Annotated in this window: 16 protein-coding genes; 7 read left to right on the forward strand and 9 right to left on the reverse strand. The window is 58.7% G+C overall.

Annotation, left to right across the window (positions count from 1 at the left end; genetic code table 11):
- The first annotated feature begins 396 nt into the window (after positions 1-396).
- On the forward strand, positions 397-1644 hold the full coding sequence (locus BF99_RS0111795; RefSeq protein ID WP_156013292.1) for a hypothetical protein: 1248 nt from the start codon (positions 397-399) through the stop codon (positions 1642-1644).
- A 222-nt stretch (positions 1645-1866) separates the two neighbouring features.
- Here the strand turns inward: BF99_RS0111795 and BF99_RS0111805 are convergent, their stop codons facing one another.
- The 9 genes from BF99_RS0111805 to BF99_RS0111850 all read right to left on the reverse strand — a co-directional run bounded on the left by BF99_RS0111805 (position 1867) and on the right by BF99_RS0111850 (position 11507).
- Positions 1867-2922, reverse strand: a complete 1056-nt coding sequence (locus tag BF99_RS0111805) for a LacI family DNA-binding transcriptional regulator (protein WP_038098221.1) — start codon at positions 2920-2922, stop codon at positions 1867-1869.
- A 108-nt stretch (positions 2923-3030) separates the two neighbouring features.
- Positions 3031-4650 (reverse strand): dihydroxyacetone kinase subunit DhaK, encoded by a 1620-nt coding sequence (locus BF99_RS0111810; protein ID WP_025771017.1) that lies wholly within the window; start codon positions 4648-4650, stop codon positions 3031-3033.
- A gap of 26 nt (positions 4651-4676) precedes the next feature.
- Positions 4677-5672, reverse strand: a complete 996-nt coding sequence (locus BF99_RS0111815; RefSeq protein ID WP_025771018.1) for an ABC transporter ATP-binding protein — start codon at positions 5670-5672, stop codon at positions 4677-4679.
- A complete protein-coding gene (locus tag BF99_RS0111820; protein WP_025771019.1) occupies positions 5665-6759 on the reverse strand; it encodes an ABC transporter ATP-binding protein in 1095 nt (364 codons plus the stop codon). The genes BF99_RS0111815 and BF99_RS0111820 overlap by 8 nt, the downstream gene beginning before the upstream one ends.
- A gap of 3 nt (positions 6760-6762) precedes the next feature.
- Positions 6763-6954 (reverse strand): hypothetical protein, encoded by a 192-nt coding sequence (locus tag BF99_RS0111825; protein WP_025771020.1) that lies wholly within the window; start codon positions 6952-6954, stop codon positions 6763-6765.
- The gene (locus BF99_RS0111830) at positions 6951-7889 is read right to left on the reverse strand and encodes a carbohydrate ABC transporter permease (RefSeq protein ID WP_025771021.1); all 939 of its coding nucleotides are present in this window, start codon (positions 7887-7889) and stop codon (positions 6951-6953) included. Before BF99_RS0111830 ends, BF99_RS0111825 begins: the two co-directional genes overlap by 4 nt.
- Complete coding sequence (locus tag BF99_RS0111835) at positions 7886-8833, reverse strand: carbohydrate ABC transporter permease (protein ID WP_025771022.1); 948 nt, start codon at positions 8831-8833, stop codon at positions 7886-7888. Before BF99_RS0111835 ends, BF99_RS0111830 begins: the two co-directional genes overlap by 4 nt.
- Positions 8834-8939: 106 nt before the next feature.
- Positions 8940-10259, reverse strand: a complete 1320-nt coding sequence (locus BF99_RS0111845; protein ID WP_025771023.1) for an ABC transporter substrate-binding protein — start codon at positions 10257-10259, stop codon at positions 8940-8942.
- Between the two features lie 336 nt (positions 10260-10595).
- Positions 10596-11507, reverse strand: a complete 912-nt coding sequence (locus BF99_RS0111850) for a LysR family transcriptional regulator (protein ID WP_025771024.1) — start codon at positions 11505-11507, stop codon at positions 10596-10598.
- Between the two features lie 307 nt (positions 11508-11814).
- On the opposite strand from BF99_RS0111850, the gene BF99_RS0111860 reads away from it, so the two are divergent.
- From BF99_RS0111860 to BF99_RS0111885, 6 genes are read left to right on the forward strand one after another with little or no spacing between them, the layout of a single operon-like run.
- Positions 11815-12540: a succinate dehydrogenase/fumarate reductase iron-sulfur subunit gene (locus BF99_RS0111860; protein ID WP_025771025.1), complete on the forward strand. Its 726-nt coding sequence runs from the start codon at positions 11815-11817 to the stop codon at positions 12538-12540.
- Positions 12537-12866, forward strand: coding sequence for a succinate dehydrogenase (locus BF99_RS0111865; protein ID WP_025771026.1), 330 nt, complete (start codon positions 12537-12539; stop codon positions 12864-12866). The genes BF99_RS0111860 and BF99_RS0111865 overlap by 4 nt, the downstream gene beginning before the upstream one ends.
- Positions 12863-13216, forward strand: coding sequence for a succinate dehydrogenase, cytochrome b556 subunit (gene sdhC, locus BF99_RS0111870; RefSeq protein ID WP_025771027.1), 354 nt, complete (start codon positions 12863-12865; stop codon positions 13214-13216). The genes BF99_RS0111865 and sdhC overlap by 4 nt, the downstream gene beginning before the upstream one ends.
- Entirely contained in the window at positions 13213-14970 is a 1758-nt protein-coding gene (locus BF99_RS0111875) for an L-aspartate oxidase (RefSeq protein WP_025771028.1), read from the forward strand. The genes sdhC and BF99_RS0111875 overlap by 4 nt, the downstream gene beginning before the upstream one ends.
- A complete protein-coding gene (locus BF99_RS0111880) occupies positions 14970-15941 on the forward strand; it encodes a fumarate hydratase (protein ID WP_025771029.1) in 972 nt (323 codons plus the stop codon). The genes BF99_RS0111875 and BF99_RS0111880 overlap by 1 nt, the downstream gene beginning before the upstream one ends.
- Entirely contained in the window at positions 15902-16582 is a 681-nt protein-coding gene (locus BF99_RS0111885) for a fumarate hydratase C-terminal domain-containing protein (protein WP_025771030.1), read from the forward strand. Before BF99_RS0111880 ends, BF99_RS0111885 begins: the two co-directional genes overlap by 40 nt.
- Positions 16583-16636: the final 54 nt, after the last annotated feature.

The raw sequence follows: 16636 nt of genomic DNA on the forward strand, positions 1-16636 counted from the left end.
CGTATCCGACGCATGTATTTTTCCCGATGGCGGGAAAAATGACGGCCGCGCCAAGTTGACGAAGGTCCTAAGAGCCGAGATCGATATGGAACGCATCGAGCGCTAACGGTCGGTCGTCTCCTTGCCCTTCGAGTGCGGTAAGCATCGACGGGTAGCTGCCCAAGGTCGTCGACGATCGATGCATTGAAAGCCTAAGGGTGCTCGAGATTCCTCAAGACCGAGCCGATCGATGATGGATTGCTTATGGAATCGATATTGTGGTGCCGAATATCAGCCAATTACATTGAAGAAAGGGGTTGACAACACTCCCTGGATTTGATAAAGATAGAGTCAGGTTTTCGAAACGATGCGTCAATCCACAATCGGCAGTCAGCAACCGGCAAGAGGAACAAGACGATGAAACAATTCATGGCGGTAGGTGCAGCGGTAATGATGCTCTTCGGCTTCGTCGGGGCGGTTCATGCGGATCCGCAAGAGGCGACAAGTCAAGGCGGAATCGGGTATCAGTCTTCGGTCGAGGAAGAGAGCGGATGGATAGAAACCACTCCTACGGACAATCCCATATTCCTTGCTCAGCCGACTGGACACGGAGGGTTCTTGCCCCCGCCCCAAGCGGTGGGATCGTGTGAGATTCAATGCCGTGATGCGCGCGAAGACGATTACGGCAAGTGTATGAGCGATTGCCAGAACAAAAATAAGGCGAGCGTTGATCAAGACTTCATCGATTGGCTGGATCAAGTCGCTCCTACGCCCGAGCAAGCCAACGAGTTGTTTGGCGAGCAGTTGGCGACGACGATTTGCGCCAATCTAATCTCCACTCCGAACTTTTGCATGACGTTCAGCACGTCAAGCGCGGACGGGGCGGTTGAAGAGCAGCCCGCTACTATGCTTGCTCAATTGCCCGAAAAGGGTGAAGATAGCATCGAGACCTGCAAAGCGGTTTGCGCAGAGGACGATCATAACTGCTTGTCTTGGTGTGAAATGGAAGAGGGATCGGCTTCGGTCGAGCCAACCACACTGATTGCTCAATTGCCCGAAAAGGGTGAAGATAGCATCGAGACCTGCAAAGCGGTTTGCGCAGAGGACGATCATAACTGCTTGTCTTGGTGTGAAATGGAAGAGGGATCGGCTTCGGTCGAGCCAACCACACTGATCGCTTCACTCAATTCCTGCGAGCATTGCGCGAAGGAAGACGGGCACGCGCAGCAAGATTGCTATGATACCTGTAAGGCAGCGCAGCAATCGAGCGCAGCCGAGCAGCCCACGATGATGGCTCGCATCAATTGCGATAAGAATGGCGTCTGCACATCTCCCGGTCAACCAAAACGAGCCGGAGCCGAGCAGCCCACGATGTTGGCTTCGGATGGTAGTTATGAGCAGTGCAAAGACCACTGCAATAGTCTGGATTGGTATTTGCAAAAGGCTTGTTTCGATAACTGCGATCAGAATTATGGCAATCAGGCTTCGCTCGAGGAAAAAACGATGATCGCCGACATCCGCATCGGCGACCCGAAGCCGATTTGCGGCACGGATGCTTGGGCGTGCTTCAATGGGACGGACGATGAGAGCCCGGCGATTCGAGATGTCGGCATCTTCGGCGTGTTCGCTTCCAACCACGGGTGCTTCCACCCGTCTTGCGACTAACTCGCATCCCAATCCCGCCGGGCTCCCCGGCTCGGCGGGATTGGTCATCGATGCGGCGACTGCCCAAGTAAACGCAAGCGGGCTCGCTCGATGATGGAGCGAGCCCGCTTGCTTTTATCCGATAGACCCTATCTTTTCTATAGTGCGACCCTATCCGGATCGATCGGCGGCGCATCCCGGCTCGGGGGTTGCGCCGCGTTTCGATCGGCATATCGATGAAAGTCATAGCGGGAAATCCGCCGCCGGCAGGTTTTCTCTTAGATAAATATCGATCCCGATTCGCTCTTGGGGGGCGTTGAAGGGAGTGGAATCGACCGTGGCCCGCAGCAACCGCACGGCGCTGCGAACGATATGACCCAAATCCTGGGCGATGACCGCATCGAAGAGGCGATCATCGAGCGCCTTGTGGTTGTCGGGGGTCAGTTCGTGGCCGATCACCACCGGTTTGCGATGGATTCCCTTTAGGAAGCGAATCAAGCCTTGGCTGTAGTCGGAAGAAGAATAGATACCGCCGATATCGTGATTCGCCCGCCATGCATTGCGCAATCCATCGAAGACCGGATCCGCCGAGTCGCGCGCTTCTATCGAGGGCAATATGCACAGGTGAGGAAAGTCCTTCGCCATCGTCAGATCGAAACCGTGCCGCCGTTCCAGATGATCGCGGGCATGGCGGGAGCCGATGATCACCGCGATGCTCCGCTTTTTGCGCTCCAAAAAGCGACCCATCAAACGAGCCGCGGTTCGGCCGGCGCTGATATTGTCGATACCGATGAAGTGATCTCGCGTCGAACTCGGCAAGTCCGAGATGATGGATACGACGGCGATCCCTCGCGCCCGGGTTCTGACGATGGCATCGCGGATTTGCGGTGTTTCCGGGGCCAATATCGCCACCCCGTCAACCCCGTCGGCCCCGTCGGACCTCAAATCATCGAGGGTCTGCGCGGTTTCACGGCTATCGAAGGGGGTGGTGCGGCGGATCTCCAAGCGGGTGCGTTCATTGACCAGCAATTTGGCTTGCGCGGCGATCTGTCGCTTCAATGCTTTGATCAGCTCGCTGCCGGAATCCGGCAATACGAAGAGCAAGCGATAGATTCGCCGGCGGGCAAGGTTGGCGGCCGCGGTATCGCGCACATAACCGAGATCGTCGATGGCTCGGTTGACCTTCGCGATCGTTGCCGAGCGCACCCCGGGCCGTTCGTTGAGCACGCGATCGACGGTGGCGAGGCTCACCCCGGCATGCCGGGCGATATCGTTGACCGTGGGTTTTCCCGCCGCCATCGGACCACCGTCATCGATCGCGCCGATGGTGCGAGGGCTTTCTGCGCCGCTTGTCACAAGGGAAAGATGCGCTTCGAAGTCGAGCCGGGCCGGGTCTTCGAAGGATCGTCAGCCGGCCAACCGGGCAAAAACCCGGGCCACGGCTTCGGCTCCGGGGTCGTTGTTCCCGAGCAGGTTTTCTTCCGGCACGTAGGCGGCGCGCCCCGCCTTGGCGCGGCCGATGCGCGCGGTGGCATCCGCCCCCTCGCGCGCGGCCCTTGCGGCCAAGGCGAAGCCACCGCTCAGCGCTTCGAGCGCAGGCTGCAAGGCATCGATCATCGTTCGATCCCCGAGTTTGGCTCCGCCGACCTCGCACACCCTTTCGAGCCCTTCGGCCAAGGCCCGCTCGATGGAAAGCCCGCGGGAGCAGGCATCCCCGGTGGCGTTGAAGAAGATCGCCAGAATCACCCCGGAGGATCCGCCCATCGTCTGGCTCAATTCGTTGCCCAGAGCGGGCATCAGTTGTGTCAGATCCGCCAGCGGCATGCGATCCAGACTGCCTTTGAGGGATCTGGCCGCCCCGGCCAGCGTGCTGCCGGCATCGCCATCACCGGATTTGGCATCGAGACGATTCAGTTCCGCCTCGGATTCGAGCAATAAATCGCAGATATCTTCCAGCAGCGCCCTGGCCTGCGGATTGGCCGAGGGGATCGGTTTGACCGGAGACAGGCCATCGGGCAAGCGCTCGACGATCGGCTCGACGAGGGCATCGATACCGGGCCAAGCGGCGGGCTCGACCGGGGATCGAAGGGCCTGCATATCCGCATCGCTTGCAGGCAGGACCGATACCGAAAATCCGTGCATATCCAAGGAGGTCATCAAGGATGCGGGGCCGATCAGAGATTCGATACCGACTTTTTTATCCGAGCGAGCCAGCTCGTTGGCCAGCACCGACATTTCCAGGCAGGTGGTGGAGCCCAAGTTATTCAGCAAGGCCACGGTCGGCCCCTCGCCGAGATGGGGTGCGAGCCTTTCCAATACCATCCGCATGGCGGTTGCGGCGTCGACGAAATCGACTTGCTGCACCCCGGCTTCGCCGTGGATGCCGAGCCCGAGCTCGGCTTTGCCCCAGGCGATGCGATCCTCTTTGTCGGCACCGGGGACGGTGCAGGTATCCAATGACATCCCGATGGAGGCGATCTTGGCGATCACTCCTTGGGCGATTTCGGTGACCGCTTCGAGCGACTTGCCGATCTGGGCCGCATGCCCGGCGATCTTGTGCACGAAGAGGGTGCCGGCCACGCCCCGGGGCTGCGGCAGATCCGGCAAGGCGATATCATCGTCGACCACGACCATCTCCACCTTGCGACCCAAGGCCCGGGCGCGTTCGGCGGCGAGACCGTAGTTGAGGCGATCCCCGGTGTAGTTCTTGACGATCAGCAGGCAGCCGGCATCCCCGGTTACCGCCAAGATCCCGGCCAAGACGGCCTCGACCGAGGGCGAGGCGAAGACCTCGCCGCAAATCGCCGCCGTCAACATCCCCCGCCCGACGAAGCCTGCATGCGCCGGCTCATGCCCGCTGCCCCCGCCGGAAATCAGCGCCACCTTGGATGGATCCCGGTCGGCGCGGTAAACGACCTTGATATGCGGATAACCATCGAGCCGTCGCAAGGCTCCGCCGGAGCCGGCGAGCAATCCGTCGATCGCCTCGGTTACCGAGTTCTCTTTTTCGTTGATGAATCGGTTCATTTCAAGTCCTTTGTCCTTGTGGGGGCTTATGCCCTTCGATTGCCGTTCTCGTCGAAAAACAAGGGGTCGATCGGTTGCACACCGATTCGCTCGCCGACGCTTAGCGATCGCAGGCGCGGTTGCAGGCACACCAACGCATGACCCTCGATCTCCAGATGCACGCGGATCTGATCGCCCAAATGTTCGATACGCTTGACCAGTGCCGGTTGTCCATCACCGAATCGAATATGTTCGGGCCGAAGACCGATCCGATGACCCTTGCCCCGGGTGGCGGGGAATAAATCCGCCGGCAAGATATTGATGCGGGGCAATCCGAGTCGACCGGCGACATCAATGCTGTTCGGCCGTTCGTAGACATCGCGCGGGCTGCCGAACTGCACCAGCCGACCGTCTTGCAGCACCCCGACATGGGTGGCCATGGTCATCGCCTCGATCTGATCGTGGGTGACGTAGAGCAAAGTCGCCCCGAGATCGGCTTGGATGCGTTTGAGCTCGATGCGCAAATCGGCCCGCAAGCGCGCATCCAGCGAACTCAAGGGCTCGTCCATCAAATAGATCGTCGGATCCCGCACCAGCGCCCGTCCGATCGAAACCCGCTGCATCTCGCCCCCGGATAGTTCGGTCGCCCGATTATCGAGTTTGTCCTTGATCCGCAGCACCTCGGCCACTTGCGCGATCTTTTCTTCGATCTCCTTTTTCGGGGTTTTCAATATCGGCGAGCGCAAGGGGAAAGCCAGGTTATCGCGCACCGTCAGATGCGGATAAAGAGAATATTGCTGAAAAACCATGGCCACATCGCGCATCGCCGGGGTGTCATGATCGACGATGCGCCCCTTGATGGAAACGGTGCCGGCGTCCGCTTTTTCCAAGCCGGATATCAAACGCAGCGTCGTGGTTTTGCCGGCACCGGTGGGACCTAATAAAACGACGAAACTGCCGTCATCGATCCGCATATCGATATCGGCGACGGCGATTTTATTGCCGAAGGATTTGCTCAAGCCCGATAACACGACCTCAGCCATCTTGGGTTCTTCCATGCAAAGCCGAACGCAATACCTTGCCCGTGGCCGAAGAAAACAGCGATATCCGGCAAGATTCGAATTCCAAGCCCACCCGCTCGCCGATCTCGACCGATTGCGATGAATCGACTCGGGCCTTGATCGAGCCCGCATCGCTTTGCAAAGTGATCACTTGCGTCGTTCCTAAATACTCGATGGCGCAAACCCGAGCCGAGGGATTTGCGCGATCCGAAAAACGGATGTGTTCCGGACGAATCCCCAAGATCACATCACCCGCCGCCGACTCGTGCTGCTGCGGAACGGCGATCGGGATGCCCTTTACCGAAACTTGGCTTTGTCCTTCGGCGATCGCACCGTCGACATCGAGAAAATTCATCGATGGAGAGCCGATGAAGTCGGCAACGAACAGGCTCTCGGGTTTTTCGTAGATTTCCTTCGGGGTGCCGAATTGTTCGACCACGGCATTGTTCATCACCACGATCTTGTCGCCCATTTGCATCGCCTCGAGCTGATCGTGGGTGACATAGACCGTGGTTGCGCCCATGCGATCGTGCAGCGCGCGCAACTCCAACGCCATTCGCTCGCGAAACTCCGCATCCAACGCCCCCAAAGGCTCGTCCATCATGAACGCCTTCGGATTGCGAACGATGGCCCGCCCCAAAGCCACGCGCTGACGATCGCCCCCGGAAAGACCGCTCACCGGATGATCGAGGATATCCTCGATACCGAGGATCTTTGCGACCTCCAGAATCTTGGCCGTGCGTTCTCGGCGCTTCATCCCTTGGCTTGCCAAGGGATAGCCGATGTTTTTGCGCACATTCAGATGCGGGTAGAGTGCGAACATCTGAAAGACGAAGGCGATATCGCGTTGCGATGGCGGCCGCCGACTGATCTCTTCGCCATCGAGGTAGATCTTTCCCCCGCTCGGTATCTCGAGGCCTGCGATCATCCGCAAAGTGGTGGTCTTGCCGCAGCCGGAGGGTCCGAGCAGCATGAAGAATTCACCGTCTTCGATCGTAAAAGACGATTCTTTCACCGCGGTGAATGCACCGAATCGTTTGCATAGATTTTCGATGACGATTTCAGCCATTTTTCAATCCTTCGGGAAATGACTGACAACGATGAACATCACCGTTCCGATCAAGGTCGTGATGAACGAATAGGTATAGGCCCACATCACAAAAGGCTGCATCAGCATGAAAACCCCGAGGGCTATCAGCAGCGTTGCCAGCAGCTCCCACGGGCCTCGTCGAAAGCGGATCAATCCTTGGAAAAAATCGCTCATTTGCGTACCGCTCCGAAAGTGATTCCCCGCAGTAGATGCTTGCGCAGCATCACGGTGAAGATCATCACCGGCAGCAAGAACAGCGTCGCTCCGGCGGCCACGGCGGGCCAGTCCAAGCCCCCGACCCCGATGATGGTGGGGATGAAGGGCGGTGCGGTTTGCGCGGTGCCGGAGGTCAACAAGACCGCGAACGCATATTCATTCCAAGCGAAGATCAGACAGAAGATCGCGGTCGAGGCGATCCCCGTTGCGGCCTGCGGCAATACCACCTTGTAAAAAGCCTGGAAACGGGTATAGCCGTCGATCAATGCCGCTTCTTCGTATTCACGGGGGATCTCGTCGATAAACCCTTTCAATAGCCACACGGCGAGCGAGATATTGACCGCCGTATAGAGCAATATCATGCCTAGATGGGTATCGCTCAATCCGAGTTGCCGGTACATCAAAAAGATCGGGATCGCCACCGCGATCGGCGGCATCATGCGCGTGGACAGGATGAAAAAGAGCAGGTCGTCGGCCAAGGGGATCGAAAATCTCGAAAAAGCATAAGCCGCCAAGGTGCCGAGGAATATACTAAGGAAAGTCGATCCGAATCCGATGATGATCGAGTTCAAAAAGCGTTCGCCGAATTTGGAGGGCCCGGCGATCACCATCTCCCGATTGCGAACGATCTCCTCGGCGAAGTTTTTAGGCGGCGGCAGTTCCGCCAGTTTCTCCGGGCTGACCCGGGTCCTCGTCGTGAATAGATTGACATAACCCTCCAGCGAGGGTTGATAGACGATTTTCGGCGGGTAGCTGATGCTGTCCGGCGGGGTCTTGAAACCGGTCATGAATATCCAAAGCAACGGAACCATGGTGATCGACGCATAAAGAATCACCAGCGTACCGGCAATGGTCTTTTGCCTCAAGGTGGCATCGGTAATGGAGTGACTCATCGCTCCTTCACCTTGTTGAGGGCTTTGACATAAATCGACGCCAGACCGAAGACGGTTACGAACAAGATAATGGCAAATGCACTGGAGTAACCGGTGCGCCATTTCTCGAAGGCTTCTCGTTTCAAGTTGATCGACGCAAGTTCGGTCGTCGATCCCGGTCCCCCTCCGGTCAACTGCACCACGAGATCGAACATCTTGAAATTCTCGATGCCTCTGAACAAGATCGCCAGCATCAAGAACGGCAAGACCATCGGGATGGTGATGGTAAAGAACTGCCTGAGTTTGGATGCCCGATCAACTTCCGCGGCCTCGTAGATATAGTTGGGGATGCTGCGCAGACCGGCCAGACAGATGAGCATCACGAAGGGAGTCCACATCCAAGTATCGACGATGACGATCGCCCACGGTGCCAAGTTCACCGAGCCCAACATTTCGAAGCTCGATGGATCGGCGCCGGTAAAAAACGCCACGACATAGTTGAACAATCCGATTTGCGGTTGATAGAGAAAAGTCCAGAAATTGCCGACCACCGCCGGGGATAGCATCATCGGCAGCACGATAATCGTGGTCCAAAGATCGTTGCCCCGAAATTTTCGATTGATCAGCCAAGCCAGCGTGAACCCGATGATGACTTGCAAAAACAAGGTCCAGAATAAAAAGTGCGCCGTCGCTTGCATCGATAGCCAGATATCGCTGTCTCCCAAGATGCGTTCATAGTTGCGCAAGCCGATATATTCGATCTCCCGCCCGATGCGATTGGCCTTGAAGTTGGTGAAACTCAAGTTGATGGTCCAGATCAACGGAAAGATATTGATCACCAACAGCAAGAAGATGGTCGGTCCGACGAAGATCCAGGCAATGGCTCGATCCGACAATCCCTTCACCCGGCGGGCGATAGGCGTCGGTGTGGCTTGCGCCAGGCGATTGAGCGGTTTTTCGATCATCGAGGGGATCCGAGAAGAAGGTGCCGATCAAACAGCCGGATATCGATAGGGATATTTCGATAGAAGCCGGCGGATCGCTCCGCCGGCTCCATGTCTTGGCAACTTTTTACAGTTTGCCTTCGTCTTCGAAGACTTCCGTCCAGTCCTCGATCAGCTTATCCAAGGCTTCTTTGGCCGTGCCCTGGTCGGCCACGACATAATCGTGGATACGCTTTTGCATCGCCAGCAGCAATTCGGCGTAGGTGGGCTCTTGCCAAAAATCCTTGACGTTTTCCATCGCCACCAAAAAGTCCCCGGCAAAGGGAGCGCTATCTTCGAAGGTATCGCTGCCCAGAACCGAGTTATGCGCGGAATAACCGCCCATGCTCCACCATTTGGCCTGCACCTTAGGATCGGCGAACCACTTGATATATTCCAGGGAAGCCTCTTGTTTATCGGAGTAGGAGACCACCGAAATCCCCTGTCCGCCCAGTGTCGAGCCCGGTACGTTTTGCGGCGGATTGACGAAGAAATCGATCTTGTCGCCACCGGTATTGGGGTCGGCATAGAGCCCGGGGAAGAATGCGAACCAGTTCATCGCCATCGCCACCTGACCGGATTTGAACGCATCCAGACTCTCGCCCATGTAGGAGTTGGTATAGCCCGGCGGGGTCGCCGTTTCGTAAAGCTCCTTGTAGAACTCCAGCGCCTCGACCGCTTCGGGGGAGTTCACGGCCCCCTCCATATCGTATTTCCCCGGGGTGTTTTCGTATTCGAATCCCCAAGGATAAAGGGCCGAGGTAACCCCCATCGTAATGCCCTCGGAACCGCGCTCGGTGAAGATCGCCGCCCCGTAAACCTTCTTCCCGTCGATCTCCCGCTCTTGAAAGAATTGCGCGATCTGCAGCAGCTCTTTTTGGGTCTTCGGTTCGCCCAGTTCTTGTCCGGTGGCTTGTTTGTAGGCCGCGCGAATGTCATCTCGGGAAAACCAGTCCTTGCGATAGAACCATCCGTTGGCATCGCCCATCGCCGGCAACGCATAGTAATTCGGCGTGCCTTTGGGCCAAGTGGAGTAGGCGTAGACCGTCGCCGGGGCGAAGTCGCTCATGCTGATGCCTTCCTTGTCGAAGAAGTCATTCAACTTGACGTAGTGGCCATTTTCCGCTCCGCCACCGATCCACTGGCTATCACCGATCAGCAAATCGCACAGCTTGCCGCCGGAGTTGAGCTCGTTGAGCATCCGATCCGCAAAATTCGGCCAAGGCACGAATTCGAAATGCATGGTATGGCCGCTTTGCTCCTCGAACTCCTTGCTCAGCTCGACCAGCGCATTGGCCGGATCCCATGCGGCCCAGCACAAGGTCAGGTCCTCGGCCTGTGCCGCATTGGTGAAGCCGGCGGCGGCAAGGGATACCACCCCGACTGACGTCAACTTTCGCAGATTCATGTTCGTTCTCCTCGCTCTTGATCAAGCGGTGGCGTTTTCCGATTGTTTCGCACCCTCGTAACCGGGCAAGACGAGTCTAAATGATGTACGTACGTCAAGTCAAGGATTTTTTTGATGTGCGTACATCATTTTAGCCTCCGAAGGTCCGAAACAGGTGGACCGGCATGACAACCTTCGCGATTGGCGACGGATACAGGCTGTTGTGCAGGAACTCGCAGGTCCGGTGCGTGAGGATAACTGTCGATTCCCGGCGGGTTTGACGCCATATTGCGACACGAGCACCGGGGATGGTCCCGCTGGCCGGCTCATGCGCCATGTCGACGCTTTGGGTTGTCGCTACGCGTTGTCTTCTTCGCGAATCGCCCGGACCTGACCGCTGTCCTCGACCGTACGCGTCAATTCCTCCAAAACGATGTCGAGCAGCCGGAACTTGGTACTGTCGCGCCGACTCAAAATACCGAGCAGCCGCGGAGCCACCGATCCGTCCAGCAGTATCCGCTTGAGTGCAAATGGACGTGGCGAGGGTACGCACCGTTTGGGAACGATGGAAACGCCGAGGCCGTGGAACACCATGGTCGAGATCGTCTCCAGCGTGTCGAGCTCCATCGTTTCGCTAACCTGCACGTTTTGTGCGCGTAACCACTCGTCTATGCGCTGGCCTACCCAAGCCCGACGATTGAAGCGAATGAATGGATAGGTTTCCAGTAGCGCCTTCGGGTCCTCTTCCGCAGCGTCTGGCGGAGCCAGAACGATCAGCGGCTCTTCCGCGAAAGGCCGCCATCGCAGGTGCCGGTACGCGCGCGCCGGCTCGCTCAAGATCGCCGCATCCAAAAACCCCCGGTCAACCTGCGGTAGCAGATCGCTCGATAGGCCGGGGACGATACGTATACGCACGCCGGCGTGGGCGTCTCTAAGCGAGCTCACGGCGCGCGGGACCAGTCCCGCCATCGTGGTTGGTACGGCGCCGATGGTCAGCTCATCGTGCAGTTCGACCTCACCGGTGACCGACCCGACCAGCCCCCGGTATGCGAGCGCAACCTCGCGCGCCTTGGGGACCAGCGCATGCCCGATCGGGGTCAGCGTGGGGCTGCGCTTGTTCCGGTCGAACAGCGTGACGCCCAGTTCGCGTTCGAGCGCCTTCATCTGCTGACTGACCGCTGCCGGCGTCATGAATCCCTTATCCGCCGCTTTTGCAAACGTGCCGGTCTCGGCCACGGCGACCAAGGTTTCCAGTCGACGAATTGACATGGCTGTATCTCCCTTTCTCGTAAAGTAAGCAAAGATTAACAGTCAGTAAAGAAAAAGTCGTTTTTATAAACAGGAACTTTCAAAGATAATCCGCGGACAGCCTGACCCGGACACGGGGCGGGGAGATGCGAGACCGGGCGGATGCGAGACCGGGCGATGGTGGTCGGTTCGATGGCCGGATGTTCGCAAACACGAAGCGGCAACGACCTCGGTTATCACAAGACAAGGGGAAGGCAGTGAGCGAGATCGACGGGATCGGATTCGTAGGGACTGGCACGATGGGCGGCGGTCCGAGGTCGCAGCGCTCGTGAGCGACACGCTCGAAGTCCGGATATGGCGCGGGGGGGCTGAAGGCGGGCTCGTTCACTATAACGTTCCCCGTCAGGCCAGCCAGACGGTTCTGGATGTCGTCACTTGGGTCCAACGCAATGACGATCCATCTTTGGCGTATCGATTCGCCTGTCGGGTCGGGATGTGCGGGTCGTGCGCGATGACGGTCAATGGTCGCCCGCGTTGGACGTGCCGTACGCATGTCGACAAAGTGACCGACGGCGATTCACTGACCATCGAGCCGCTCGGAAATGTGCCGGTCATAAAGGACCTTGCGGCGGACATGACGCCGTTCTTCGAGAAGTGGCAAAGCGCTCGCGGACGCTTCCACGGTGCTGCGACCCGGCGCGATGCTTACGCCCGAATCAAGCCGGATTCACCCGCACGGCAGACGGCGAACGCGCACGTGGAGTGCATCAACTGCGCGGTCTGTTACTCCGCGTGCGATGTAGTGAGTTGGCGCAAGGAGTACCTCGGTCCGGCGGCATTGAACCGGGCTTGGGTTGCTTTCAACGATGAGCGCGATGCGCATCTTGGCTACGTTTTGCGGTCGGTTGCGGTGAACGGTGGCTGCATGAGCTGCCATACGCACCAATCGTGCACGCAACACTGTCCAGTCGGGCTGGATCCGTCAGCAGCCATCGCGGGATTGAAAAAGGCCTTGTCGAGGGCGTATTTATCCGGACGGTTGAAGCTATCATGACGCCGCTCGCCTTTGTTCTACAACGCCTGAGCGCACTCGTGATGGTGCCCGTGGTGATTGTGCATCTCGGGCTCGTCATCTACGCGGTGCGAGGGGGCTTGAGTGCCGGAGAGATTCTCGGGCGTACGCAAGGCAGTGTGGCGTGGGGCTTGTTTTATACGCTCTTCGTGGTCAGCGTTGCCCTGCATGCCGGACTGGGTCTGCGCAACATACTCGATGAGTGGACGGCTCTCAATCGCGGGGCCACGGCTGCTATCGCCCACTTGTTCGTGGTGCTGACTCTACTGCTCGGCTTACGCGCGGTTTTCGCGGTGACGGTTTCATGATCGGCCGCCCTCATCGCGGACATGCAGGCTACTGGGCGTTTCTCGCGCATCGAATCTCCGGCTTGGCTCTGGCGTTGTTCTTACCGCTGCACTTCCTCGCGCTCGGGCTCGCGCTCGAAGGCGCACAAAAGATGGATTCGTTTCTTGCCTGGGCCGATTCGCCGTTGCTCAAATTCGCACAGTGGTTGCTTGTGCTTGCACTCGCCTTACATCTGACCGGCGGGCTCCGCTTGCTCATGGCCGAACTCTGGATCTGGTCGGATCGACAGCGCACCTGGATCTCCATCGCATCCGGAACGGCGGTCGCAGTCAGTCTCGTATTTGCTTTCAACCTCGGTCAGTCCGCATGAATATCGAACGACATGACACGGATGTGTTGATCATCGGTAGCGGTGGTGCCGGGTTGTTTGCTGCATTGCACGCGCATCAGGCCAACCCCGAGCTCGACATCACCGTCGCCGCCAAAGGCTTGCTTGGAAAATGTGGCTGCACACGCATGGTGCAAGGCGGCTACAACGTCGCCATTGCCGACGGCGACTCCATCGAGCGGCATTTCATGGACTCGATTGTCGGTGGCAAGTGGCTTCCCGACCAACGCTTGGCCTGGCGTCTCGTCGAAACCGCCGTCGAACGTATCCATGAACTCGAGAACGAAGTCGGCTGCTTCTTTGATCGGAACCCCGACGGGACGATGCACCAAAAGGCGTTTGCCGGTCAGAGTTTCGATCGCACCGTGCATAAGGGCGACCTGACCGGCATCGAGATCATCAATCGGCTCTTGGAACAGATCTGGTCGCGAAACATCGCGCGCCTCGAAGAACACCGAGCCGTCTCTTTGATATGTACAACCGACGGTGCGAGCGTTGCCGGCGTGCTGTTCATCGATATGCGCACCGGCGACCTGCGCTTCGTGCGCGCACGGTCAGTGCTCATGGCGGCGGGCGGCGGCCCCACGATGTACCGCTATCACACACCATCGGGCGACAAAGCTTGCGACGGCATGGCCATGGCGCTCCGCGCAGGTCTCGCATTGCGCGACATGGAGATGGTGCAGTTCCATCCGACGGGGTTGCTTGCCGGCCGCGATACGCGCATGACCGGCACGGTCCTCGAGGAAGGACTTCGTGGCGCAGGCGGGCATTTGCTGAACGGTGAAGGCACTCGCTTCATGTTCGACTACCACGAACACGGCGAACGGGCGACGCGCGACATCGTATCGCGTTCCATCTACAAGGAGATGCGCGACGGACGCACGACGCCGAACGGCGGCGTATACATCGAGATGAAACACTTGGGCCCCGAAAAGGTCGCGCAGCAATTCAAAGGCATGGTCACGCGCTGCGCCGACTGCGGTTTCGACCTGGCTGGTGACCGCGTTGAAGTTGTGCCAACCGCGCACTACATGATGGGTGGTGTCGTCTTCGATGAAGACTGCACGACCGACCTGCACGGCCTCTTCCTTGCGGGCGAAGACACCGGTGGCGTGCACGGCGCCAACCGGCTGGGCGGTAACGGTGTTGCCAACTCGACTGTCTTCGGTGGCATCGCAGGTGAGCGGATGGCTGCGTTCGTGCGTGACGAAGGGTTACGCGATCCGGATGAGGATGCCCTCGCCGAAGCTGCCGCCGACTGTTTGCGACCCTTCGATGCCACTGGCGGGAACCTGAACGAACTCCGGCTCCAACTGCAGGACCTCATGTGGGACAAGGTCGGCATTTTGCGCGACGAAACAACGCTGACGGCGGCCATCTCGGATCTTGACGCACTCGGTGAAACGCTCGAGCGGACCGGCATTGCGGATGCGGGACGGGCCTTCAATCTCACGTGGCACGACTGGCTGAATCTGGACTCCCAGATCCTGATCTCCAAGACCATCGCCCGGGCCGCGCTTGCGCGTGAAAACTCGCGCGGTGCGCACTACAGAGAGGACTTTCCGGACACGGGCGAACTCGAGTCGAGTCGCTACACCGTCATACGTAAGTCCGATACGGGATTGAGTTTCGATACCGAGCCCGTGGACTTCTGCATCGTCAAACCCGGCAAGTCACTGATTGAAGACGAAGCGGGCGCTCCGCCGACCGCCGGTATGGGAGGACGTCGCTGATGAGCGTCATCACAATCGCGGCTTTGGACGAGGCCGCGTTTCAGATCATGTGCAAGGCCGGAATCGAAATCCCGGAAGACTACCGACAAGGCATCGAGGCGATGTCGGGCGAAGAGACAGGGCCATTGTCTTGCTTCGTGCTGGAATCGATGCTCGATAACTGGACGGTCGCCAACAACGATCGCCGGCCGATGTGTGCCGATACCGGCGTACCGCGCTACTACGTCAAGGTAGGTAACGAAGCGGGCATCGAAGGTGGATTCATTGCGCTGGAAGCGGCACTTCGCGGCGCGACGGCACGTGCAACTCAAGAAGTACCCCTTCGGCCTAACCGGGTACATCCGCTATCGCGTCACGACAACAACAACAATGTCGGCATCAACGCGCCCGAGATCGAATGGTCCTTCGAACCCGACGCCGACTGGATCGACATCACCACCGTTCACAAAGGCGGACTGTTCGGTACCGACTACCGCATGCTGTTTCCAGGCGATGGGGTTGACGGCATCAAGCGCTTCTTCCTGGACACGATGGTCGCATTCGGGAAGCGGGGGCTTGCATGCCAACCCGCCATCGTAGGCATCGGGCTCGGTGGCTCCAAAGACACCACGATGGTGCTCGGCAAACAGGCCGCGTGCCTTCGCACGGTCGGGGACCGCAACCCCGATCTCGAGATCGCGGCGCTCGAACTCGCACTGACAGAACTCGGCAACTCGATCGGCATGGGTGCCATGGGATTTGCCGGGCGCTCCATGGTGGTCGACACCCACATCGAAGTTGGCTACACGCACACGGGCGGCATGCCCATGAGCGTGCACTGCTTCTGTCTGTCGTCGCGTCGGGCAACTGCGCGACTCTTCAGCGACGGCGGCATCGCGTATCGCACCGACCCGCAGTGGTTCACCCCTTACATGCGCAGGAACAGCATCGGATGGCCAACAGCAAAGCAAATCTCAACACAATCCGGCTGAAGACGCCCATCACCCGCACCGACCTCGAAGGGATTGAAGTCGGAACGGTGGTGTATCTCGACGGGCTCATCATGACGGGCCGCGAAGGCGTGTATCAGCGTATCCTCGGAGACGGCATGGCGCCACCGGATGACCTGTCTCGCATTGCGAACGTGAACTTTCATTGTTCGCCGGCAGCCTCTGTGAATGACGACGGCAGTTTCAACGTCGGTGCGGTTACCGCAACCGCGAGCTTCCGCTTCGCCAAATGGTTGCCCCGATGGTTCGAAGTCAGCGGGTGCCGCGTCATCATCGGCAAGGGCGGAATGAGCGAAGCGCACTACCGCGACATCTTTGTTCCCGCCGGCGCCGTTTACCTGACGACCGTCGGATACGGCACGGGTGCACTGCTCGGACGCGGCATCGTCGAGGTGGAAGCCGCGCATTGGCTGGATGAACTCGGAATCGCACAAGCCATCTGGGTCCTGAAAGTAGAGAACTTCGGGCCGTTGCTGGTGGAAAGCGACCTTGCGGGCAACAGCCTGTTCGAACAGAACAACCGGGCCATCAATGCACAAATCGAAAAGGCTTATGAAGGACTCAAGCCGCCGGCGTTGAGTCGTTATGGCGAAACCGACGACAAGACCCAAGAGCTGATATGAATCGTTAGCCGGGGCCATGTAGCGCACTCGGGTTGTTGAAACAACTTTCGCAGA

The sequence above is a fragment of the Thioalkalivibrio sp. HK1 genome (assembly GCA_000583135.1).
Taxonomy (GTDB): domain Bacteria; phylum Pseudomonadota; class Gammaproteobacteria; order HK1; family HK1; genus HK1.

Bases quoted from the DNA above. Each gene is read 5' to 3' on its own strand.
- BF99_RS0111795 (WP_156013292.1), top strand. From the start codon at position 397: ATGAAACAATTCATGGCGGTAGGTGCAGCGGTAATGATGCTCTTCGGC.
- BF99_RS0111805 (WP_038098221.1), bottom strand. From the start codon at position 2,922: ATGGCGGCGGGAAAACCCACGGTCAACGATATCGCCCGGCATGCCGGG.
- BF99_RS0111810 (WP_025771017.1), bottom strand. From the start codon at position 4,650: ATGAACCGATTCATCAACGAAAAAGAGAACTCGGTAACCGAGGCGATC.
- BF99_RS0111815 (WP_025771018.1), bottom strand. From the start codon at position 5,672: ATGGCTGAGGTCGTGTTATCGGGCTTGAGCAAATCCTTCGGCAATAAA.
- BF99_RS0111820 (WP_025771019.1), bottom strand. From the start codon at position 6,759: ATGGCTGAAATCGTCATCGAAAATCTATGCAAACGATTCGGTGCATTC.
- BF99_RS0111825 (WP_025771020.1), bottom strand. From the start codon at position 6,954: ATGAGCGATTTTTTCCAAGGATTGATCCGCTTTCGACGAGGCCCGTGG.
- BF99_RS0111830 (WP_025771021.1), bottom strand. From the start codon at position 7,889: ATGAGTCACTCCATTACCGATGCCACCTTGAGGCAAAAGACCATTGCC.
- BF99_RS0111835 (WP_025771022.1), bottom strand. From the start codon at position 8,833: ATGATCGAAAAACCGCTCAATCGCCTGGCGCAAGCCACACCGACGCCT.
- BF99_RS0111845 (WP_025771023.1), bottom strand. From the start codon at position 10,259: ATGAATCTGCGAAAGTTGACGTCAGTCGGGGTGGTATCCCTTGCCGCC.
- BF99_RS0111850 (WP_025771024.1), bottom strand. From the start codon at position 11,507: ATGTCAATTCGTCGACTGGAAACCTTGGTCGCCGTGGCCGAGACCGGC.
- BF99_RS0111865 (WP_025771026.1), top strand. From the start codon at position 12,537: ATGACGCCGCTCGCCTTTGTTCTACAACGCCTGAGCGCACTCGTGATG.
- sdhC (WP_025771027.1), top strand. From the start codon at position 12,863: ATGATCGGCCGCCCTCATCGCGGACATGCAGGCTACTGGGCGTTTCTC.
- BF99_RS0111875 (WP_025771028.1), top strand. From the start codon at position 13,213: ATGAATATCGAACGACATGACACGGATGTGTTGATCATCGGTAGCGGT.
- BF99_RS0111880 (WP_025771029.1), top strand. From the start codon at position 14,970: ATGAGCGTCATCACAATCGCGGCTTTGGACGAGGCCGCGTTTCAGATC.
- BF99_RS0111885 (WP_025771030.1), top strand. From the start codon at position 15,902: ATGGCCAACAGCAAAGCAAATCTCAACACAATCCGGCTGAAGACGCCC.